Origin of the sequence: Streptomyces sp. NEAU-W12, assembly GCF_026242095.1 — a bacterium.
In the GTDB taxonomy this organism is placed as follows: domain Bacteria; phylum Actinomycetota; class Actinomycetes; order Streptomycetales; family Streptomycetaceae; genus Streptomyces.
On the sequence record NZ_JAPJDM010000002.1, the window covers coordinates 84,886 to 106,338 of the forward strand.

Sequence of the window (21,453 nt, forward strand, 5' to 3'; positions counted from 1 at the left end):
CCCGGGGCGAAGACGGGGGACGACATGCCCAGGCAGGAGAGAGTCATGAGGATGTCGGTCGAGCAGCCGCTGTGGCGCGCGCTCGCCGGGTACCGGGTCCTCGCCATGGTGTACGCGGTCGGCCTGTTCGCCACCGCCTACGAGCACTTCGAGCGTCCCTGGCTCGCCGTCGCCTACTTCGCCCTGCTGGCCGTGTGGACGCCGGCCACCCTGCCCCGGGTCGCGAACGCCGAGGGCTGCACCAAACGCTTCCTCGCCGCCGACCTGACCGTCGCGCTCACCGGCATCCTGCTCACCCCCCTCGCCGACGACCCGGAGCGGATCGCGGCCGGCGGTCCGACCATGCCGTCGATATGGACCGCGGGCGCGGTGCTCGCCTTCGCCATCAAGGGCGGCTGGCGCTGGGCCGCCCTCGCCTCCACCCTGGTCGCCGCCGCCAACCTGATCGAACGCGGCGGCCCCGCCCGCGACACCGTGCACAACGTGGTCCTCGTCTGGGTCGCGTCCATCGCCATCGGCTACGTCGTCGAGGTCGCCCGCGCCTCCGAGCGCACCCTCGCCCGCGCCCTGGAGATCGAGGCCGCGACCAGGGAGCGGGAGCGGCTCGCGCGGGACATCCACGACGGCGTGCTCCAGGTGCTCGCGATGGTGCAGCGGCGCGGCGCGGTGATCGGCGGCGAGGCGGCCGAGCTGGGCCGGATGGCCGGCGAGCAGGAGGTGGCGCTGCGCACCCTGGTCTCCGGCGGCCTGGTCCCCGTCCCCAGGGCGCCGCGGGACGCGGCAGGGGGAGCGGCGGCACGGGCCGCGGACCAGGTGCGGGACGACCAGGACGACCCCGGCGGCGACCCCGTCGACCTGCGTGCCCTGCTCGCCCCGTACGCCGGCGCCCTGGTCGGCCTCGCCGAACCCGGGGCGCCGGTGCCGCTCGCCCCGGCCGCCGCGCGGGAACTCACCGCCGCCGTCGGGGCCGCCCTGGACAACGTACGCAGACACGCGGGGCCGAACGCGCGCGCCTGGATCCTGGTGGAGGACGAACCGGACGAGGTGATCGTCACCGTCCGCGACGACGGGCCCGGCATCCCCGAGGGCCGGCTCGCCCAGGCCGAGGGCGAGGGACGGCTCGGGGTGGCCCTGTCGATCCGGGGGCGGCTGAGCGACCTCGGCGGCAGCGCGGAACTGGTCTCGGTGCCCGGCCAGGGCACGGAGGTCGAGCTGAAGGTACCGAAGGACAGCGACGGCGAACGGGACGCACGGGGGAAGGCGGAGCAGCGATGACGACGGACACCGCGGGTGGAGCGACGGCAGGCGGGGAGCCCGGAGGAGGGCAGGGCCCGGTGAGGGTCATGGTGGTCGACGACCACCCCATGTGGCGCGACGCCGTCGCCCGGGACCTGTCCGAGTCCGGCTTCGAGGTGGTCGCCACCGCGGGCGACGGCGACCAGGCCGTGCGCCGCGCCAGGGCCGCCGCCCCCGACGTCCTCGTCCTCGACCTGAACCTGCCCGGCAAGCCCGGCGTCCAGGTCTGCAAGGAGGTCGTCGCCGACAACCCGGCGCTGCGGGTGCTGGTGCTCTCGGCGAGCGGCGAACACGCCGACGTCCTGGAGGCGGTGAAGTCCGGGGCCACCGGCTATCTGCTGAAGTCCGCCTCCACCGAGGACCTGCAGGACGCGGTGCGCCGTACGGCCGTCGGCGACCCGGTGTTCACCCCGGGCCTGGCCGGGCTGGTCCTCGGCGAGTACCGCAGGCTGGCCTCCGCCCCGGCACCCGTCCCGGAGAGCGGCGCGTCCGGGGCGCCCCGGCTGACCGACCGGGAGACCGAGGTGCTGCGCCTGGTCGCCAAGGGCCTCAGCTACAAGCAGATCGCCGAACGGCTCGTCATCTCCCACCGCACGGTGCAGAACCACGTCCAGAACACGCTCGGCAAGCTCCAGCTGCACAACCGGGTGGAACTCGTCCGCTACGCCATCGAACGCGGCCTCGACGACGCGTAGCACCGGCCGGGCACCCCGAACCGTCCAGCGGCGGCCCCTCTCCGCCAGAGCCGGTGCCCGGGGCCGAAACGCGCCGCTGCTGCCCCGTCCGGCCCGTGCCCGTCCGTGCCCGGCCCCGTATATTCGCGCGTGCGGCAGCCGTCGCGTACGGAAGTGTTTCGGGCAAGACCCCCGGAGGGACCCTGTGGAGATCCTCGCGTTCGGTGTGCAGGCCGACGAGAAGCCCCTGATCGAGCGGGCCTTCCAAGGGCACCACGAGGTGCGCGGCCTGCACGTCTTCCTCAACGAGGACACCGCGCCCATCGCGGCGGGCCACGAGGTGATCTCCACCAGCGTCAACTGCGACCTCGGCGCAGGTGTCCTGGAGAGCCTGGCGGCCGGCGGCACCCGGATGATCGCCCAGCGGTCCACCGGCTTCAACAACGTCGACCTGGAGACGGCCGAACGGCTCGGCCTGACGGTCGCCCGGGTGTCGTACTACTCGCCCCACTCGGTCGCCGAGTTCGCCTGGGCCCTCGCCATGGCCGTCAACCGGCGTATCGTCCGCGCCTCCACCCGCACCCGCGACTTCGACTTCCGGCTCGACGGGCTGATGGGCCGGGACATGCACGGCCGCACCGCCGGCGTCATCGGCACCGGCAAGATCGGCGAGGCCTTCGCCCGGATCGCCCACGGCTTCGGCATGCGGCTGCTCGGCTGGGACGTCGCCGAGAACCCCGCCTGCCGGGACCTCGGCATGACCTACGTCCCCAAGGACCAGCTGCTCGCCGAGTCCGACCTGGTCAGCCTGCACGTTCCGCTGTTGCCGGAGACCCTCCGCCTGATCGACGGGGCCGCCCTGCGGACGATGCGGGACGACGCCATCCTGGTGAACTCCAGCCGCGGCGGACTCGTCGACACCGCCGCCCTCGTCGCCGAACTGCGGGCGGGCCGCTTCACCGGGGTCGGACTGGACGTCTACGAGGCGGAGGCGGGCCTGTTCTTCCTCGACAAGTCCCTGGAGGCCATCGAGGACGACACCCTGGCCCGCCTCGTCACCTTCCCGAACGTGCTGGTCACGTCCCACCAGGCGTACTACACCGTGGACGCCGTCGGCCAGATCATCGACACCACGCTGCGCAACGTCCTCGACTACACCGAGGGCCGCCGCTCGGAGAACGTCCTGGTCCCGCGCAGCTGACCCATCAGCTCGGCGACGATCGCCGCGCCGTTCAGGGTGAGCACCGACTCGGGGTGGAACTGCAGTGACGCGAACCGGGGTCCGCGCAGCGCGTGCACCTCCCCGTCCGCCGCGCGGCTCACCTCGACGCCGTGCGCCGCCAGCTCCGCCGCCCTCCCGTCGTCGCAGCGCGCGACGAAGCTGTTGTAGAAGCCGACCGTCTCCGGCCGCCCGAACAGGTCGATCTCCGTCTGCGCCCCCTGGTACGGCACCTCCTTGCGGACGGTCCCCAGGCCCAGCTCGGCCGCGATCAGCTCGTGGCCGAGGCAGACACCGAGGACGCCGTGCCGCTCGTCCCCGAGCACCGCGGCGGTCAGGCCGCGCAGGAACCGCATCCTCGGGTCCGCCGTGTCGGACGGGTCACCGGGGCCGGGACCCAGCACCACGGGCCCCTCGTGCCCGAACACCGTCTCCCGCAGCCCCGGTTCGTCGTACCGCCGGACGGTGACCGCGAGCCCCGACGAGCGCAGCACATGCGCGAGCATCGCCGTGAAGGTGTCCTCCCCGTCGACGACCAGGGCATGCCCCTCCAGCGCGGCCGACGGCTCCCGCATCCGCAGCCAGAACGGGGCCAGCGAGGCCCGCCGCCCGTCCAGCGCCGCCCGCACCCGGGGGTCGTCCGCCAGCCGCGGCCGTACGGACTCCTCGCGCGGGCGCCCGGGACGCACCCCCAGCGCGGCCAGTACCCCGGCCGCCTTCGCGTGGGTCTCGGCGACCTCGCCCGCCGGGTCCGAGCCCCGCACCAGCGTGGCGCCGACCGGTACCCGCAGCCGCCCGGCCGCGTCGATGTCGGCGGTGCGGATGAGGATGGGGGAGTCGAGGGTCTGGGCCCCGCCCGCGTCCCGGCCGAGCAGCGCCAGCGCACCCGCGTAGTAACCGCGTCCGGCGCCGTCTTGCCCGAGGGGCTCGTACCGCTCGATCACCCGGCAGGCGTTCTGCACCGGCGACCCCGTGACGGTCGCGGCGAACATGGTCTCCTTCAGCACCTCCCGCACATCCAGCGAGGACCGGCCGCGCAGTTCGTACTCGGTGTGCGCGAGGTGCGCCATCTCCTTCAGCCGGGGTCCGACCACGACCCCGCCCCCGTCGCCGACGGTGCACATCATCTTGAGTTCCTCGTCGACGACCATCGACAGCTCCTCGATCTCCTTGCCGTCGGCGAGGAACTCCAGCAGATGCCCCAGGGCCGGCCCGCCGGCCGGGTAGCGGTAGGTGCCGCTGATCGGGTTCATCACGACCGTCCCGCCGGACGCGCGCACATGCACCTCGGGGCTCGCCCCGACCAGCGTCCGGCCTCCCGCCGCCTGTCCGGTGTGCACCACGAACGTCCAGTACGCGCCCCGCTCGCCCGCCAGCAGCCGCCGGAACAGCGCCAGCGCGTCGGCCCGCCCGAACCCGGGGATCTCCCCCTCGTACGTCCGCCGGATCACGAAGTTGGCGCCCTCGCCCCGCCCGATCTCCTCCCGCAGCACCCGCCCGACGATCCCGGCGTACTCCTCGTCGCCGACGTCGAAGCCGCCGCCCTCCACCCGCACGTCGTGCGTGGGCAACTGTGCCAGGGCCTCGGCGAGCGGGAGCTCGTGGCGCTCCTCGGGGGTCAGCACCAGCAGCGGGGTGCCGTCGTCGCGCACGTCGAAACCACGCTCCCGGATCTGCCGGAAGGGGATGAGCGCCAGCCCTTCGTCGGGCAGGTCCGCCAGGCGGTCACGGGAGGTGACGGGGCCGAGCAGCAGCTCCACCACGGTGTCGTCGCGGCCCGGTGTGCGGCGGCGCAGCAGGGCGAACGGACGGGAGTCGTCCAGCAGGTCGAGCAGGTTCACCGGGCGGTTCGTCGATCGGTCCATCGGTCGTGGTCCCTCGGTACGGGAGGGCCGGCCCGCGGGCGCCGCGCTGTCCGCGAACGCCGAAGGCCGCCCCTCGGGCGGCCTTCGCGAAGTCTTGCGTACGCGCTACAAGGTCAGTGGGCCGCCGGAGGAGCGGGCCACCACCAGTTCAGTGCGGAAGGGTTCTGAGCCGAACCGTTCCGGGCCGAAAGCGCGAACATGGGACGCACCCTAGCGCATGCTCGGTGCCCGGCCCCGGCGGGTGCGCCGCCCGTCCACGGAACGTATCCCCCGTCTCACTTGCTGGGCGTGGCCCGGAAGGCACCATCCCACCCCGTAATGTTGAGGCGTGACCGTGAACGCTAAGACCAGCCCGAGCGCTGGCAACACCTGGCGAGACCTGCCCGCGGCGCAGCAGCCCGAGTACCCCGACACCGAGGCTCTGCGCGCAGTGATCGCGGACCTCGAGTCGTATCCGCCGCTCGTCTTCGCGGGCGAGTGCGACCAGCTGCGCGCCCGGATGGCGGCCGTCGCCAAGGGAGAGGCGTTCCTCCTCCAGGGCGGCGACTGCGCCGAGTCCTTCGACGCGGTGTCCGCCGAGCACATCCGGGCCAAACTCCAGACCCTGCTCCAGATGGGCGCCGTACTGACGTACGCCGCGTCCGTGCCCGTGGTGAAGGTGGGCCGGATCGCCGGCCAGTACTCCAAGCCGCGCTCCAAGTCGACCGAGACCCGCGACGGCGTGACGCTGCCCACCTACCGGGGCGACTCCGTCAACGGCTTCGACTTCACCGAGGCCGCCCGCGTCCCGGACCCCGAGCGGCTGAAGCGGATGTACCATGCCTCGGCGTCCACGCTGAACCTGGTGCGCGCCTTCACCACCGGCGGTTACGCCGACCTGCGCCAGGTGCACGCCTGGAACCAGGACTTCGTGAAGTCGTCCCCCTCGGGCCAGCGCTACGAGCAGCTCGCCCGCGAGATCGACAACGCGCTGAACTTCATGCAGGCCTGCGGGGTCGAGCCGGAGGAGTTCAAGACCGTCGAGTTCTTCTCCTCGCACGAGGCGCTGCTGATGGACTACGAGTCGGCGCTGACCCGTGTCGACTCGCGCACCGGGCAGCTGTACGACGTCTCCGCGCACATGGTGTGGATCGGCGAGCGCACCCGGCAGCTGGACCACGCGCACATCGAGTTCGCCTCGCGGATCCGCAACCCCGTCGGCGTCAAGCTCGGCCCGACGACGACGGCCGAGGAGGCGCTGCAGTACATCGAGCGTCTCGACCCGGACCGCGAGCCCGGCCGGCTGACCTTCATCGTCCGCATGGGCGCGGACAAGATCCGCGACAAGCTGCCCGAGCTGGTCGAGAAGGTCACCGCCTCCGGCGCCACCGTCGCCTGGGTGACCGACCCGATGCACGGCAACACCTTCGAGGCGGCCTCCGGCCACAAGACCCGCCGCTTCGACGACGTGCTCGACGAGGTGAAGGGCTTCTTCGAGGTCCACAAGGAGCTGGGCACCCACCCCGGCGGCATCCACGTGGAACTCACCGGCGACGACGTCACCGAGTGCGTGGGCGGCGGCGACGAGATCTTCGTCGACGATCTGCACCAGCGCTACGAGACCGCCTGCGACCCGCGGCTCAACCGCAGCCAGTCGCTGGACCTGGCGTTCCTCGTCGCCGAGATGTACCGGGACCAGTAACACCGCTCACCCGCGAAACGGCTGGGGTGGGGCGCGGATCACACAGGATCCGCACCCCACCCCGCTTTTCTGCCCTCCGGGCGACAGGTAAGGTTAGGTTAGCCTCACCGATCAGGGGTCGGGACGGCACGGCCCAGTACTACGTCGGGAGGTGAACCGCGTGTTCGTCTGCAGCTGCTTCGGGGTGACCGAGGAACAGGTGAGGAGTCACGCGGACGCCGGGGCCTGCACGCCTCGGCAGATCGCCTCCGCCTGCAAGGCCGGCACCGACTGCGGCGGCTGTGTGCGGCGCATCCAGGCGCTGCTCGGCCGCGGCGCCTGCCCTCGCCGGCAGGTGGCCGACCAGGGCCGGCCGCCCCTCGCCACAGAGCTGCCCGAAGCCGCGTAAGGCCCGTCGGCCGTCGGCTCAGCGGGTCGAGAACCCGCCCGTCCCCGGGCCCGAGGGGTCCGGCTGGGACTGCTCGATCACCGTCGACAGGTACAGGGCCTCACCCAGCTTCTCGATGAGTTCCAGCTGGGTGTCCAGGTAGTCGATGTGGTGCTCCTCGTCGGCGAGGATCGCCTCGAAGATGTTGGCGGACGTGATGTCGTTCTTGCGGCGCATGACCTCCACGCCCCGGCGCAGGCGGTCGATGGCCTCGACCTCGACCTCCCGGTCGGCCTGGAACATCTCCGTCACCGTCTGCCCGACCCGCACGTGGAAGAGCCGCTGGTAGTTGGGCAGGCCGTCGAGCAGCAGGATGCGGTCGGTGAGGACCTCCGCGTGCCGCATCTCGTCGAAGGACTCGGCGCGCGTGTACTCGGCGAGTCTGGTCCAGCCCTTGTGGTCCTGCAGCTTCGAGTGCAGGAAGTACTGGTTGATCGCGGTCAGCTCGGCGGTCAGCTGCTCGTTGAGGAATTCGATGACCTCGGGGTCGCCCTGCATCGCAGAAGCTCCTTCCACGCGGATGTACGGGCCAGGTGCGCCGCATGATTCCACCGGTGGAGAAAATCGTCCAGTAAGCATTGACTTAGTAAGTAAGGGCATGCTTGCGGGTTTTTGATGCCGATTGTCCGTCTTCGTGGGGCCCCGGTCCGATGCGTCACGCGAGGTCTGTCAGGATGGAAGCATGGGTCAGCCGGCGGAACGCGAATCGGAGGAGCGCCCGGCGCGGGAAGGGGCACGGTTCGAGCTTCCGCCGGGACAGCGCCTGCAGAAGGGCTGGCCGGTCACGCACTACGGGCCGGTGCCCAGGTTCCGGTCCGAGCGCTGGGACTTCAGGGTGTTCGGCGCCACCGCCGAGGGCGACAAGTACTGCTGGAACCACGAGGAGTTCACGGCCCTGCCGTACCGCAGCGTCGTGGCCGACCTGCACTGCGTCACCAAGTTCAGCATGCTCGGCGCCGAATGGGGCGGCATCCCGGCGCGCACCCTCCTGGAGCTCGCCCCGCCCGCGCCCGACGTCACCCATGTGATGGTGTGGGCCGAGTACGGATTCAGCTCCAACCTGCGCCTGGCGGACTTCTCGTCCGAACGGACCCTCTTCGCCACCCACAAGGACGGCGAACTGCTGACCGCCGAGCACGGATTTCCGCTCCGTCTGGTCGTTCCCCACCTGTACGCCTGGAAGGGGCCCAAATGGGTCCGCGGAGTGGAGTACATGACCGACGACCGCCGCGGTTTCTGGGAGGAACGCGGCTACCACAACGTCGGCGACCCCTGGAAGGAACAGCGCTACTCGTACCAGGAGGAGCCCGGGGACGGCCCCGAACTCTGAGCCGGTCCGGCGTACGTCCGCCAGGACCGCGGGCGCACAACGGGCGGACCGGGTGGGACTACGGCTCCCGGAGCTTCTTCAGCCGCTCCATGTCCGCGGCGTGGCCCTCCTTGCCGCCGGGCGTCTCGATGACCAGCGGTACGCCCTCGGTCGCGGGGTGCGTCATCAGCGCGCGGAACGGCTCCTCGCCGATACGGCCGTCGCCGATGTTCGCGTGACGGTCCCTGTGGGCGCCGGCCACGTCCATCGAGTCATTGGCGTGGATCAGTTTCAGCCGCCCCTCACCGACCGTGTCCACCAGCAGATCCAGGGTCCGGTGCATGCCGTCCGGCCCGGTCAGATCGTGACCGGCCGCGAAGACGTGGCAGGTGTCCAGGCAGACGCCCAGTCTCGGATGGGCGTCCAGCACCTCGAAGTACGGTCCGAAGTCCCAGGTCCGCGAGCAGAGGGAGGAGCCCTGGCCGGCCGTCGACTCCAGCAGCAGGAACGGGTCGTCGTCATGGGTGAGCTCGTCGAGCAGCGGCAGCAGGTACTCCCGTACCTGTGCCAGCGCCACCGACCGCTCGCGTCCGCCGGTCGCGCTGCCGGTGTGGACCACCACGCCCAGCGCCCCGATCTCGCGCCCGCGCCGCAGCGAGTGCCGCAGCGACTCGGCGGACCGTTCGGCGGTCGCCCGGGTGTGGGACCCGAAGTTGATCAGGTACGGGGCGTGCACGTACACCGGGATCGCCTCGGCCGCGCACGTCTCGCGGAAGGCCTCGTCCTGCTTCGGGCTGCCGGTCGGCGTCGCCCAGCCGCGCGGGTTGGCGACGAAGACCTGCACGGCCTCCGCGCGCAGCTCACGGGCGTAGGACAGACCGACGGAGTGCAGACCGCCGGCCACGGGGACATGGCCGCCGACCGGGTTGCGGGCAGGGCCGGACAGGTGACTCTTCACCCGTCCAGGGTGTCATGCGTGTGCCCGGGGCCCGCCGGCGGACCAGCGGGTCAGCGGATCTTGAGGGTGATCGTCGAACCCTCGGGCGCGGTCTCCCCGCCCGCCACGGACTGCTCGTCGACGGTGTCGCCGAACAGGCCGAGCAGTCCGCGGTCCTCCTCGACCCGGAACCCGGCCGCCTCCAGCCTCCTGGTGGCCTCGTCCACGCCGTCACCGACCACGTCGGGAACCTCGATCATCTCGGGTCCCTCGGACAGCGTCAGTGTCACGGTGTCCCCCTCGACGGCCTCGCCGCCCGCCTCCGGACTCTGCCGGGCCACCCGGCCCGCGTCGTGTTCGGAGGTGATCCGCCCGGTGGCGATCTCCACCTCGAGGCCGGCCTCCTCCAGCTCGGCGCGCGCGTCCTGGAGGTCCTCGCCGGTCACCTCGGGGATGTCCACCGGGTTGCCCTTGCTCACGGTGAGTGACACCGCCGAGCCCGCACGGACCTCGGTGCCCCCGGCCGGCCCGGTGGAGATCACCGAGCCCTTGGCCACGTCCTCGCTGAACTCCCGGGTGGCCATGCCGGGCTCCAGGCCCACGTCCTTGAGCGCGGACCGCGCCTCGTCCAGCGCGACGCCGTCCACATCGGGCACCCGCACGGTCTCCGGCCCCTTGGAGAGGGTCAGCGAGACCGAGTCGGTGGTGCGGATGCGCTCGCCCGCCTTCGGGTCCGTACGGATCACCGTGCCCCGCTGCACGGAGTCGCTGTACGCCTCCCCGACCTGCCCGACGTCCAGTCCGGCCCGGGCCAGCCGGTCCCGGGCCTGCTTCTCGGTCTTCGCCAGCAGCGGCGGGACCTTGGTGAACTGGCCCGAGTTGATGTACCAGACGCCCGCTCCGGCCCCGAGGACCAGCAGCACCACGACGACGACCGCCATCGGGCCGCGCCGCAGCGCCGGAGCGCGCAGCCCGGGACCGCGCCGGGGCGGCAGCGGCGCCGGGGACCGGAGCCGGCTGGTGCGGTGGTCCGTGTCCTCGTTGACGGGCAGCGGGCGGGGCACCGTCAGCGCGCGCGGGATGACGCTCGTACGGTCCTCGGCGTTGTGGTGCTCCGACGACAGCGCCTGCGGCGGAGTCGCGTCCAGCTGCGCCGCGTCGAGGCCGCCGCGGGCCTCGCGGACCTGCGCGAGCAGCGCCACCGCGTCGTACGGGCGGACCTGTGGATTGCGCGCGGTCGCCGACGCGACCAGCTCGTCCAGCGCGTACGCCATGCCGGGCACGGCGGCCGACGGCGGCGGCACGTCCTCGTGCAGATGCTTGTAGAGCACGATCGCGGGGGAGTCCCCCTCGTGCGGCCGCTCACCCGTGAGCATCTCGTAGAGCAGGATGCCGCACGCGTAGACGTCCACGCGGGGATCGGCGGCACCGCTCTCGATCTGCTCCGGCGCCAGGTACGAGACCGTGCCCAGCACGGTTCCGGTGGTGTTGGTCACCGTGTCCACGCCCCGGACCAGGCCGAAGTCGGCGACCTTGACCCGGCCGTCGTCCCCTATCAGCACGTTCTCCGGCTTCATGTCCCGGTGCACGAAACCGGCACGGTGGGCGGCGCCGAGCGCGGCCAGCATCGGCTCCAGGATGTCCAGCGCGGCCCGCGGCTGCAGCGCCCCGCGCTCGCGCAGCACGTCCCGCAGGGTGCAGCCGGCGATGTACTCCATCGCCAGATACACGTACCCCCGGTCGGTGCCCTGGTCGAAGACCTGCACCACGTTCGGATGGGCCAGACGGGCCACCGACTTCGCCTCGCGGATGAACCGGTCGACGAAGGAGCCGTCGGCGGCGAGCGCCGGGTGCATCACCTTGAGCGCGAGCACACGGTCGAGACGGGTGTCCACGGCCCGGTAGACCGTGGCCATCCCGCCGACCGCGATACGCGCCTCGACGCGGTACCGGCCGTCGAGCACCTGCCCGACCAGAGGGTCCTGAAGGGTCGTGTCCACGCAGGTGAGTCTACGAGCCGCCGCCGACACCCCCCACCGCTTCGTCGCGGATCGCACCGCGACTGCAGCGGACCTGTGACGCGCCCCACGCACACGGCCCGGGACGGACGCGTGCCCGGCCCGGACCGCGGGGCGGGGGCCGGCGGCGACTCCCCCGGGGAACGCGCACCTCGCGACCGACCGGAAACGGGTGCGCACGGGCGGGAGGACGCTCAGAACGCCGGCCGCTCCGGGTCCAGCACGGCGAGGCCCTCCGCAGGAGACGACGCCTCGGCGAAGTGCCGCCGCGGAATCCGCCCCGCCCGCCGCGCCAGCCGCCCCGCCTCGACCGCGCCCCGCATGGCGGCCGCCATCAGCACCGGCTCCTGCGCCCGCGTCACCGCCGAGGCGAGCATCACCCCCGCGCACCCCAGCTCCATCGCCAGCGCCGCGTCCGAGGCCGTACCGGCGCCCGCGTCCAGGATCACCGGCACGCGCGCGTGCTGCGTGATCAGCTCGAAGTTGTGCGGGTTGCGGATGCCGAGTCCCGACCCGATCGGCGACCCGAGCGGCATGACCGCCGCACAGCCGACGTCCTCCAGTTTCCGTGCCAGCACCGGATCGTCATTGGTGTACGGCAGCACCGTGAACCCGTCGTCGACCAGGGTCTCCGCCGCCTCCAGCAGCTCGATCGGGTCCGGCAGGAGGGTGCGCTCGTCGGCGATGACCTCCAGTTTGACCAGATCGGTGCCGAGCGCCTCCCGCGCGAGGCGCGCGGTGAGCACCGCTTCACCGGCGGTGTAGCAGCCCGCCGTGTTCGGCAGCACCCGGATGCCCAGCCTGTCCAGCACCGACAGGACCGAGCCGTGCACCGAGGCGTTCACCCGCCGCATCGCGACGGTCGTCAGCTCCGTCCCGGACGCCACCAGCGCCCGCTCCAGCACCTCGAGGCTGGGCGCCCCGCCGGTCCCCATGATCAGCCGGGACGTGAAGGACGTACCGCCGAGAACGAACGGATCGTCGGCCATGGTCAGCCTCCTTGGACGGCGGTCAGGACTTCCACCCGGTCCCCCTCGGAGAGGGACGTGAGCGGCCACTGCGCGCGCGGGACGACGGTCTCGTTGAGGGCGGCGGCCACCCCGGAGGGAGCCGAGGTCAGGGCGGCGACCAGTGCGTCGAGCGCCGTACCCGGAGCCACCTCGCGCGGCTCCCCGTTGACGGAGACGGACACGGTGTCGGTTCGGCCGGCCGCGGCCTTCGCCGGATCGTTCATGCGGGCTGCTCCGTGAGTGCGGTGACGGTGAACCGCCGGGGAGTGAAGGGGCGTGCCTCCGCCGGGAGTTCACCGGTGGTCAGGACCTCGGCCAGGGCGTCGCCGGTGACCGGCGTGAGCAGCACGCCGTTGCGGTGGTGCCCGGTCGCGAGCACCAGCCCCGCCAGCGCGGACGGACCGAGCAGCGGCGCGTTGTCGGGTGAGCCGGGGCGCAGCCCGGCCCGGGTCTCGGTGAGCGGCAGTTCGGTGATCCCGGGGACGAGTTCGTGGGCGTCGCGCAGCAGTTCGTACACCCCGCCCGCGGTGACGGTCGTGTCCCAGCCCTGTTCCTCGCTGGTCGCCCCGATCACCAGTTCGCCGCTCTCGCGCGGCACCAGATACACGTGGCTGCCGCGCACCACCGCGCGCACCGTCCGGTTCAGGAACGGGCCGAACCGGTCGGGCATCGCCAGCCGGACCACCTGCCCCTTCACGGGACGCACCGGAGGCACTGCCTCCGGCGGGATCCCCGCCAGCCGCCCGCTCAGGCTGCCCCCGGCGAGCACCACCTGGCCGGCGCCCAGCCCGGTGCCGTCGGCGGTGACCACGCCCGTGGCCCGCTCCCCGGTGACGGTGAGCCGCTTCGCCCACGCGCGGTGCAGGACCACGCCCGCCCGCTCGCAGGCCGTCACCAGCGCGGCCGCCAGGCGCCGGGGGTCGATCTGGTGGTCGCCGTCCACCCGCAGCCCACCGCGCACCCCCGGTGCGAGCATCGGTTCCAGGCGACGGCAGTCCCGCCCGGACAGCCACTGTGCGTCGAGTCCCGACTGCTGCTGCAGGGCGTGCAGTTCGCGCAGATGCGCGCGGTCGTCGGCGTCCAGCGCGACCGCGAGGGTGCCGCAGCGGCGGTAGCCGAGGTCGTGGCCGGTGGTCTCGGTGAGCTCGGCGGCGAAGTCGGGGTAGCGGCGCGCGGAGGCGAGATTCAGACCGAGCAGGGTCTGCTCGCCGTAGTGCAGTTCCGTGACGGCGGCCAGCATCCCGGCGGCCACCCGGGCGGCGCCGGCGCCCGGCTCGGGGTCCAGCACGGTCGTGGCCAGCCCGCGCTGCGCGGCCCGCCAGGCCGTGACCAGACCGATGATCCCGCCCCCGACGACGAGGACGTCCGGAGAACGTCCCGGGGTGTGCGGGGTGCCCGAGGCGTCCGGGGTGCCCCGGGTGCCCGAGGTGCGTGTGGGCGGCATGGGCGTCCAGCCCCTCCCTTCGCCGGCATGACCCGGATCAGGTTCATACGGTCGGAGGCCGCCAGCCTCCCTCTCAGCCCGGTGCGTCCGGACTCCCGCGCGTGTTCTACGGTGACCAGCCTAGCCCCGGAGCAATGCCGGAACAACGAACGTGCAAGGAGCCCCCGCATGGCCGGTTCGCTCGACGGCCTGGTCCTCTCCCCGGTCGCCGACCAGGCGCCGGGACAGGTCGGTACCCGCACCCGGTTCGTCTACCACGAGCAGGGCGGTCTGGTCTGGGCCGAGTACGCGGGCGGTGACGTCGTCCGCGGACACCTGGTGGGCACCAGGGAGGGGGACCGGCTGGACTTCCGGTACGTGCAGCTCAAACAGGACGGCACCACCTCGAGCGGACACTGCGCGTCGACGGTCGTGGAACTGCCCGACGGGCGGGTGCGGCTGGAGGAGACCTGGGAGTGGGAGTCGCAGCCGGGCAGCGGTACCAGCGTGGTGGAGCAGCTCGCGACCCCCGGGGCCTGACCGGCCGCAGGGCAGGTGTCTATGGTGATCAGGTGAGCGAGCAGACACAGGAACGGGGGCCGACGGGGCCGCGGCGCGTGGTGGTGGCGGGAGCCGGGATGGCCGGCGTGCAGACCGCCGTCGCCCTCCGCGAGCAGGGCTTCGCCGGCACCGTGACCCTCATCGGCGCCGAGCCCCACCAGCCGTACGACAGGCCGCCGTTGTCCAAGGCCGTCCTGCTCGGCACGGCGGAGGACTCCGCCCTCGACGTGGACTTCGAGGCACTCGGCATCGAACTGCGGCTCGGCTGCGAGGTGTTCGGGCTGCGCCCCGCCGACCACGAGCTGGACACGGAGGCCGGGCCGGTCCCCTACGACGTCCTGGTCGTCGCGACCGGCGCCGAACCGGTCCGGCTGCCGGGCGCCGGAGGTGTCCCCGGCGTCCACCTGCTGCGCACCCTGGACGACGCCGAACGGCTGCGGCCCGTGCTCGCGCGCCGGCAGGACGTCGTGGTCGTCGGCGCCGGCTGGATCGGCGCGGAGTTCGCCACGGCGGCGCGCGAGGCGGGCTGCGCGGTCACCGTCGTGGAGGCCGCCGGCCGCCCGCTGGCCGAGGCGCTGCCCGCCGAGGTGGCCGCCCCGATGACAGCCTGGTACGACGACGCGGGAGTGGAGCTGCGCACGCACGCGCGCGTGGAGCGCGTCGAGCCGGGCGCGGTGGTGCTGGACGACGGCTCACGGCTGCCCGCGGACGCCGTCCTCGTCGGGATCGGCGCCCGCCCCGCCACCGCCTGGCTGGCCGGCTCCGGCATCGGGCTGGGCCAGTACGGCGAGGTGGCCGCCGACGCCCGCCTGACGACCTCCGTACCGGACGTGTACGCGGTCGGCGACTGCGCGTCCTTCCCCTCGAAGCGGTACGGCGAACGCCTGCTGGTGCACCACTGGGACAACGCCCTGCAGGGCCCGCGCACGGTCGCGGCGAACATCGTGGGGGCGGCCACCGGTGAGCCCCCGGCGGTGTACGACCCGGTGCCGTACTTCTGGTCCGAGCAGTTCGGACGCTTCGTCCAGTACGCCGGACACCACGCGGACGCCGACCGGACGGTCTGGCGCGGGGAGGCGGACGGCCCGGCGTGGACGGTCTGCTGGCTCCGCGGGTCCCGGCTGGTCGCGCTGCTGGCCGTGGGCCGCCCCCGCGACCTGGCCCAGGGGCGCCGGCTGATCGAGGCGGGCACGGCGGTGGACGGGACGCTGCTGGCCGACCCGACGAGGCCGCTGAAGTCGGCGAGGGCGGCGTGAGCGCCGGGTCCCCGGTGCCCTCGTGTCCCGGCGCCCGGACGTCCGCCCGGGCTGAAACATCCGCCCAGGTGGAGGGGTCCGGCTTCCGGCTGTCGGTGGCAGGTGGCACGCTTGTCCCGTGACCGAGATTGACGCAAAGACCGATGCTCTCGTCCCCGCCTGGCTCACCCTGCCCGACATCGCCGAGATGTTCGGCGTCGAGGTGACGCGCGTCCGGCAGCTGGTCAAGGACGGCCAGCTCATCGCCGTACGCCGAGGTGAGAACCGCGCACTGCACGTCCCCGCGGCCTTCATCGACGGGGACAAGGTCGTCAAGGGCCTCTCCGGGACCCTGACGCTCCTGCGGGACGACGGCTTCACGGACGAAGAGATGCTGGACTGGCTCTTCACCCCCGACGAGAGCCTGCCGGGCACGCCCGCGCAGGCGCTGAGCGAGAACCGTGGCACGGAGGTGAAGCGCCGGGCCCAGGCGCTCGCCGTCTGACCCCGGGGCGGGACGTGGGACCCGCACGTGCGCCGGTACGCACAGCGGTGCGCGTACCCGGCCTGTGCCCGCACCCGTGCCCGTGGCCGGACGCGAACCGCCACCGCCCCGACCGCCACCCGGCGCCGCTCGCCCGGGGCGCCGGGACGGGCGGCGCGGCAGCGGCGCCGGACGGGGCCTGGGCGCGGCCGGGTCTCCCGGTCGCCGGGGCGGCGGCATAGGGTCCGTTGCGGCGCGTGCTCCGCCGGCCCCGGGTGGGCCGGCGGCATCCGCCGACGACCCACCCGGGTCCGCCCCGCGCCGGCCGGGCCCGGCCGCCACCGACACACGGGGGACTCCCGCATGCCCGACACCGCCGCAGGCACCGCCCCGCGCGCCCGCCTCGCCGACTCCCTGGTCTACCTCTGCACCGACGCCCGCAAGCGGCAGGGCGACCTTCCGGAGTTCCTGGACGCGGTCCTGGCCGGCGGCGTCGACATCGTCCAGCTCAGGGACAAGGGCATGGAGGCCGCCGAGGAACTGGAGCACCTGGCGGTCCTCGCGGACGCCTGCGCACGGCACGGCAAGCTGCTCGCGGTGAACGACCGCGCGGACGTCGCCCACGCCGCCGGTGCCGACGTGCTGCACCTCGGGCAGGGCGACCTCCCCGTCCCCGCGGCCCGGGCCGTCCTCGGCGAGGACATCCTGATCGGCCGCTCCACGCACGCCGAGTCCGAGGCCGCCGCGGCCGCCGTGCAGGACGGCGTGGACTACTTCTGCACCGGCCCCTGCTGGCCCACCCCCACCAAGCCCGGCCGGCACGCACCCGGCCTCGGCCTGGTCCGGTACGCGGCCGCCCTCGGCACCGACCGCCCCTGGTTCGCCATCGGCGGCATCGACCTCGGCAACCTCGACCAGGTGCTGGACGCCGGCGCCCGCCGGGTCGTCGTCGTACGGGCCATCACCGAGGCGGACGACCCGGGCGCGGCGGCGGCCGAGTTCGCGAGGCGGACGCGGCAGGCGGCATCGGGCATCCGCCCCTGACGGTGTCCAAGGGGTGGACAACAAGTCGGCAATTCCGGCAAATACCCCACGTTCTGTTGGGGGACCGGCGCCCCCTGGCTAACCTGCCGGTATGGCCCTCGGAACCCCATCCGTCAGGACTGATCACGCGCGCACCGTGCGTGACATGCTCGCTGCCGGGAAGACGACGTACTCGTTCGAGTTCTCGGCGCCCAAGACGCCCAAGGGCCAGCGGAACCTCTGGAGCGCGCTGCGCAGGGTCGAGGCGGTCGCCCCGGACTTCGTCTCCGTCACCTACGGGGCCGGAGGGTCGACCCGCGCGGGCACGGTCCACGAGACCGAGCAGATCGTCGCCGACACCACCCTCACCCCGGTGGCCCACCTCACCGCGGTCGACCACTCCGTCGCCGAACTGCGCAACATCATCGGCCAGTACGCCGACGCCGGGATCCGCAACATGCTCGCCGTGCGGGGCGACCCGCCCGGCGACCCGATGGCCGACTGGATCCCGCACCCGCAGGGTCTGACCTACGCCGCCGACCTCGTCCGGCTCATCAAGGAGTCGGGCGACTTCTGCGTCGGTGTCGCCGCCTTCCCGGAGATGCACCCGAGGTCGTCCGACTGGGACGCGGACGTCGCGAACTTCGTCGACAAGTGCCGGGCCGGCGCCGACTACGCGATCACCCAGATGTTCTTCCACCCCGAGTCCTACCTGCGTCTGCGTGACCGGGTCGACGCGGCGGGTTGCGGGACACCGGTGATCCCCGAGGTCATGCCGGTGACCAGTGTGAAGATGTTGGAGAGGTTGCCGAAGCTCAGTAACGCGTCGTTCCCGGATGCCCTGAAAGAGCGGATCCTCACAGCGGCGGACGATCCGGCGGCGGTACGCTCCATCGGTATCGAGTTCGCCACGGAGTTCTGCGCACGGCTGCTGGCCGAGGGAGTGCCCGGACTGCACTTCATCACGCTCAACAACTCCACGGCGACGCTGGAAATCTACGAGAACCTGGGCCTGCACCACCCACTGCGGGCCTAGACCGGTCGCTCCGACATACGACACACTGCGTAGCGGCCACTGGGAGAGGGGCGTACATGGGCTGGACGGTCCTCTACATCGCGTTCGGCGTCGTCGCGTTGTGGCTGCTCGGCGAGGTGCTGCTGCAGTACAAGGCACGTCTGCGCTGGCGGCTGCTCGCCTTCGCGGGCTTCCTGGGCGTCGTGCTCGGCGTGCTGATCCCGTCCGTTCCCGTCATCGGGCTGGGCGCGATCGCCTTCGCGGTCGGCCAGACCTACGTCACGCTGTCGTTCCGCCGCGGCTTCGCGGAAGGCTGGGCGGTCAACGCCCCGCTGCTGTCCGCCGTCAAGGGGGGCCGCGGCGACCGCGGCGACCGCGGGCACCAGGATGAGGCACCGGAGGCCGCCGGCCCGGAGGCCGCCGGCGACGGGTACGGGGACGAGGCCGCCGGCGACGGGTACGGGGACGAGGCCGCCGGCGACGGGTACGAGGACGCCGGCCGGCGCCGCGACCGGGACTCCTACGGAGCCGACGACGACTACGACCGCGACGACGTGTTCACGCCCGTGCGCGGCGAGCAGCAGGCGGCCGCCGGGACCACCGCCGTCCACGAGCCGCAGCCCATGCCCGACGACACCGGCTCGTACGGCGTCTACCACGACAACGGGTACGGCACCCCGGCCCAGGACGACCCGTACGCGGCGAGCGCCCAGGATTCGTACGGGGCCACCGCGCAGAGCGCCGACCAGGGCTACGACACCGGCCAGAACCACGCGTACGACTACTCCGGTTACGGCCGGCAGCAGGCCTACGACACGGGCCAGCAGCAGTACGCCGCCTACTCCGACCCGTACATCGGCAATCCGACCTACGAGGGGACCTCGTACGACACCGGATACGCCGACCCGCAGCAGCAGTACGGCCAGCAGGGCTACGGCGGCCAGGACCAGTACGGCGGCGACTACGGCGGCGAAACCCCGGCGGGCGGCCTGTGGGTCCCGCAGCAGCGCAGCACCGACGACCTGTACGGCGGTGAACTCCCGCCGGAACAGCCGTACCCGTACCAGGACAACGGCCGGCAGGACCAGACCCCCGGCAACGGGAACGACAGCGGGTACGACGAGCAGCAGTACCGCTACTGACCCGGCCCGGCCCGTCGTGGCCGCTCACTGGGATCCGCGGAACTCCGGTCCCTCCACGATCAGTCCCGCGACCAGCGCGCCCGACATCCCGGCGTGCGGGAGGCCCCCGCCGGGGTGCGACCAGCCGCCCACCGTCAGCAGCCCCGGTACGCCGGTGCTGTTGGACGGGTGCAGCAGGCGCCCGCCCGCCGCGGCCAGCGCCGGGACCGGTACCGCTCCGCCCTCCGCGCCGGTCGTCCGCGCGACGTCGTCCGGGGTGCGGACCTCGCTGTACAGGAGACGGTCACGCAGGCCGGGTACGGCCCGCTCGGCGGCGGCGATCATGTTCCGCGCGTGCTCGTCCAGCGCCGGTCCCGCGGATCCCGCGGGCACCGCGGAGGTGAGGGTGACCGCCTCGTGGTCCGCGTCGGGGACCAGGGCGGGGTCGTCGGGCCGCAGGACCGTGACCGTGGGGTGCGCGGGCAGGCCCGCGGGGGAGCCGAACAGGGACGCCAGCTCGGACCCCCGGTCCAGGGTGTGCACGACCGTCCGGTGCGCCGTCCCCTCGGGACGTCCGCCGCGCAGCGCCAGCAGCACCGTCAGACGGCTCGCCGCTCCGGAGCGGCCCGGAACCTCCCCGTCACCCCGCACCCGCGCCCCCCGCGTCAGCCGGTCCAGCACGCCGGGGGTCACTCCGGCGATCACACGGTCCGCCTCGGCCACCGCCCCGCCCCGGCCGCCGTCACCGGCGGTGGCGCCGGAGACCCGGGAGACGTCCTCGGCGAACTCCACGCCCGCCGCCCGGCCGTCCTTCTCCAGCACCCCGGTGACCTCGGCGCCGAAACGGAACTCCACCCCGCGGGCCAGGCACCGCTCGTACACCGCGCGGGCCAGCTCCCGCATGCCGCCGCGGACGTACCAGGTGCCGAAGGCGTGCTCCATGTACGGCAGCACCGCCGCGCTCGCCGGTGTGGACCGGGGGTCCAGACCGTGCTCGATCGCGTGGCTCTCCAGCAGGGAGGCCAGCCGGGGATCGCGCAGTTCCCAGGCGGCGACCTCGGCGAGCGTGCCCGCCGTGCGCGTGCGCAGCAGCTTCCTGTGGGGGACGGCCGGGTAGGGCTCACGGTCGGCCAGCACCTGCCAGTTGGGCCACAGCGGCTCCTCCAGGAGCGGTCTGCGGGTCCTGTCCCAGGCCTCGCGGGCCCGCACCAGGAAGTCGCCCCAGCGCCTGGCGGCGGCAGGCCCGAGGGCCGCGTCCAGGGCGGAGACGACACCCGCGCGGGACGCGTTCGGCAGCGGGAGACGCGTGCCGTCCGCGAACACGTGCTCCGACGACGGGTCGACCTGGACCAGCTCGACGCAGGACTCCAGCGGTTCCTTGCCCGTCTTCAGGAACAGATCGCGGTAGACCGCGGGCAGCGGAAGCAGCCCGGGGCCGGTGTCGAAGACGAAGCCCTCCCGCTCCAGCCGGCGCAGCGCGCCGCCGTACGTGTCCGTCCGCTCGTACACCGCCACCCGGTGGCCCGCGACGGCCAGCCGGGCAGCGGCCGCCATCGCGCCCAGGCCGGCGCCGACCACCGCAATCCGTGCCATGCCGGAGACATTACCCGCCGGTCACCGACAGACGTTCCCGGGCCGTCCGGGCGGGGCCGGTGGCCCGCGAACGCCGGCCTGCAGCCGCCACCCCGCCGTCAGTGCGGTGCCGCGGCGGCCCGCGGCCACGGCCAGGAGGGAGCGGCGGGCGGCGAGCTGCCGGGCCCGGTCGACGGCGAGGGCGCCGGCTCGCCGTCGTGGTGAGCAGCCGGCGGCACGGCGTTGTGGGGGCAGGTGAGCAGGACTGAGTACCCGTACCCAGTCCCCGAGATGAGTACGCGCACGGATGGGCGACGACCTGCGGAAACGAGAGAGTGGGGACCACGGAGAGGGGCACGGCTCCGGAGCCGGCGACACGGGGCGCCGGAACGGTCGGGGCCCGCGATCCGCTCCTTCCGCCGGCGTCGTCGGCGGGAGCGAGGCACGGGGGAGCCCGGGGGCGACCGCAACGGGGGCGTGCGGGGGGACGTACGGGGGAGCACGGAAGGCGCCGGGGGCCCGGGGGGGGGGGGGGGGGGGGGGGGCCCCCCCCGCCCCCCCCGCCGCCCCCCCCCCCCCCCCC

At 73.4% G+C, this 21,453-nt stretch carries 20 protein-coding genes and 1 riboswitch; of the genes, 12 read left to right on the forward strand and 8 right to left on the reverse strand.

Translation table 11 applies throughout. The features are described 5' to 3' along the window. Positions 1–24 precede the first annotated feature (24 nt). From macS to ORI94_RS02630, 3 genes are all read left to right on the forward strand, one after another. A complete protein-coding gene (macS, locus tag ORI94_RS02620) occupies positions 25–1,275 on the forward strand; it encodes a MacS family sensor histidine kinase (protein ID WP_266072046.1) in 1,251 nt (416 codons plus the stop codon). After that, the gene (locus ORI94_RS02625; protein ID WP_266072047.1) at positions 1,272–1,991 is read left to right on the forward strand and encodes a response regulator; all 720 of its coding nucleotides are present in this window, start codon (positions 1,272–1,274) and stop codon (positions 1,989–1,991) included. Before macS ends, ORI94_RS02625 begins: the two co-directional genes overlap by 4 nt. A gap of 184 nt (positions 1,992–2,175) precedes the next feature. Then, positions 2,176–3,171 carry a 2-hydroxyacid dehydrogenase gene (locus ORI94_RS02630; protein WP_266072048.1) on the forward strand — a complete coding sequence of 332 codons (996 nt, stop codon included), beginning with the start codon at positions 2,176–2,178 and terminating at the stop codon, positions 3,169–3,171. Here ORI94_RS02630 and ORI94_RS02635 read toward each other — a convergent pair. Further along, entirely contained in the window at positions 3,123–5,054 is a 1,932-nt protein-coding gene (locus ORI94_RS02635; RefSeq protein WP_266072049.1) for an anthranilate synthase family protein, read from the reverse strand. The two genes, ORI94_RS02630 and ORI94_RS02635, sit on opposite strands and share 49 nt — an antisense overlap. Before the next feature lie 328 nt (positions 5,055–5,382). Here ORI94_RS02635 and ORI94_RS02640 point away from each other — a divergent pair, with 328 nt between their 5' ends. Further along, positions 5,383–6,735, forward strand: coding sequence for a class II 3-deoxy-7-phosphoheptulonate synthase (locus tag ORI94_RS02640; protein WP_266072050.1), 1,353 nt, complete (start codon positions 5,383–5,385; stop codon positions 6,733–6,735). A 151-nt stretch (positions 6,736–6,886) separates the two neighbouring features. After that, entirely contained in the window at positions 6,887–7,123 is a 237-nt protein-coding gene (locus ORI94_RS02645) for a (2Fe-2S)-binding protein (RefSeq protein ID WP_266072051.1), read from the forward strand. A gap of 18 nt (positions 7,124–7,141) precedes the next feature. Here the strand turns inward: ORI94_RS02645 and bfr are convergent, their stop codons facing one another. Beyond that, the gene (gene bfr / locus ORI94_RS02650) at positions 7,142–7,660 is read right to left on the reverse strand and encodes a bacterioferritin (protein WP_042165887.1); all 519 of its coding nucleotides are present in this window, start codon (positions 7,658–7,660) and stop codon (positions 7,142–7,144) included. 184 nt (positions 7,661–7,844) lie between these two features. Between bfr and ORI94_RS02655 the strand changes: the two genes are divergently transcribed. After that, on the forward strand, positions 7,845–8,492 hold the full coding sequence (locus ORI94_RS02655) for a sulfite oxidase-like oxidoreductase (RefSeq protein WP_266072052.1): 648 nt from the start codon (positions 7,845–7,847) through the stop codon (positions 8,490–8,492). Positions 8,493–8,550: 58 nt separating this feature from the next. Here ORI94_RS02655 and ORI94_RS02660 read toward each other — a convergent pair whose 3' ends face one another. The 5 genes from ORI94_RS02660 to thiO form a co-directional block, all read right to left on the reverse strand. Beyond that, positions 8,551–9,429: a deoxyribonuclease IV gene (locus ORI94_RS02660; RefSeq protein ID WP_266072053.1), complete on the reverse strand. Its 879-nt coding sequence runs from the start codon at positions 9,427–9,429 to the stop codon at positions 8,551–8,553. A 50-nt stretch (positions 9,430–9,479) separates the two neighbouring features. Beyond that, positions 9,480–11,408, reverse strand: a complete 1,929-nt coding sequence (gene pknB, locus ORI94_RS02665) for a Stk1 family PASTA domain-containing Ser/Thr kinase (RefSeq protein ID WP_266072054.1) — start codon at positions 11,406–11,408, stop codon at positions 9,480–9,482. A gap of 212 nt (positions 11,409–11,620) precedes the next feature. Next, positions 11,621–12,415, reverse strand: coding sequence for a thiazole synthase (locus tag ORI94_RS02670; RefSeq protein WP_266072055.1), 795 nt, complete (start codon positions 12,413–12,415; stop codon positions 11,621–11,623). Positions 12,416–12,417: 2 nt separating this feature from the next. After that, entirely contained in the window at positions 12,418–12,618 is a 201-nt protein-coding gene (gene thiS / locus ORI94_RS02675; RefSeq protein ID WP_266072530.1) for a sulfur carrier protein ThiS, read from the reverse strand. A gap of 38 nt (positions 12,619–12,656) precedes the next feature. Next, a complete protein-coding gene (gene thiO / locus ORI94_RS02680) occupies positions 12,657–13,880 on the reverse strand; it encodes a glycine oxidase ThiO (RefSeq protein WP_266072056.1) in 1,224 nt (407 codons plus the stop codon). Further along, positions 13,878–13,989: riboswitch (TPP riboswitch) on the reverse strand. Its footprint overlaps the gene before it by 3 nt. A 59-nt stretch (positions 13,990–14,048) precedes the next feature. Here thiO and ORI94_RS02685 point away from each other — a divergent pair. The 6 genes from ORI94_RS02685 to ORI94_RS02710 all read left to right on the forward strand — a co-directional run bounded on the left by ORI94_RS02685 (position 14,049) and on the right by ORI94_RS02710 (position 19,319). Then, complete coding sequence (locus ORI94_RS02685; RefSeq protein ID WP_266072057.1) at positions 14,049–14,399, forward strand: hypothetical protein; 351 nt, start codon at positions 14,049–14,051, stop codon at positions 14,397–14,399. Positions 14,400–14,431: 32 nt separating this feature from the next. Then, a complete protein-coding gene (locus tag ORI94_RS02690) occupies positions 14,432–15,676 on the forward strand; it encodes an NAD(P)/FAD-dependent oxidoreductase (protein ID WP_266072058.1) in 1,245 nt (414 codons plus the stop codon). A 118-nt stretch (positions 15,677–15,794) separates the two neighbouring features. Beyond that, on the forward strand, positions 15,795–16,160 hold the full coding sequence (locus ORI94_RS02695; protein WP_042165905.1) for an Rv2175c family DNA-binding protein: 366 nt from the start codon (positions 15,795–15,797) through the stop codon (positions 16,158–16,160). Positions 16,161–16,502: 342 nt separating this feature from the next. Continuing rightward, the gene (thiE, locus tag ORI94_RS02700; protein ID WP_266072059.1) at positions 16,503–17,183 is read left to right on the forward strand and encodes a thiamine phosphate synthase; all 681 of its coding nucleotides are present in this window, start codon (positions 16,503–16,505) and stop codon (positions 17,181–17,183) included. A 91-nt stretch (positions 17,184–17,274) separates the two neighbouring features. Continuing rightward, positions 17,275–18,198 carry a methylenetetrahydrofolate reductase [NAD(P)H] gene (gene metF / locus ORI94_RS02705; RefSeq protein ID WP_266072060.1) on the forward strand — a complete coding sequence of 308 codons (924 nt, stop codon included), beginning with the start codon at positions 17,275–17,277 and terminating at the stop codon, positions 18,196–18,198. 56 nt (positions 18,199–18,254) lie between these two features. Further along, positions 18,255–19,319: a hypothetical protein gene (locus ORI94_RS02710; RefSeq protein ID WP_266072061.1), complete on the forward strand. Its 1,065-nt coding sequence runs from the start codon at positions 18,255–18,257 to the stop codon at positions 19,317–19,319. 24 nt (positions 19,320–19,343) lie between these two features. Here ORI94_RS02710 and ORI94_RS02715 read toward each other — a convergent pair whose 3' ends face one another. Then, positions 19,344–20,891, reverse strand: a complete 1,548-nt coding sequence (locus ORI94_RS02715) for a phytoene desaturase family protein (protein WP_266072062.1) — start codon at positions 20,889–20,891, stop codon at positions 19,344–19,346. Positions 20,892–21,453 lie beyond the last annotated feature (562 nt).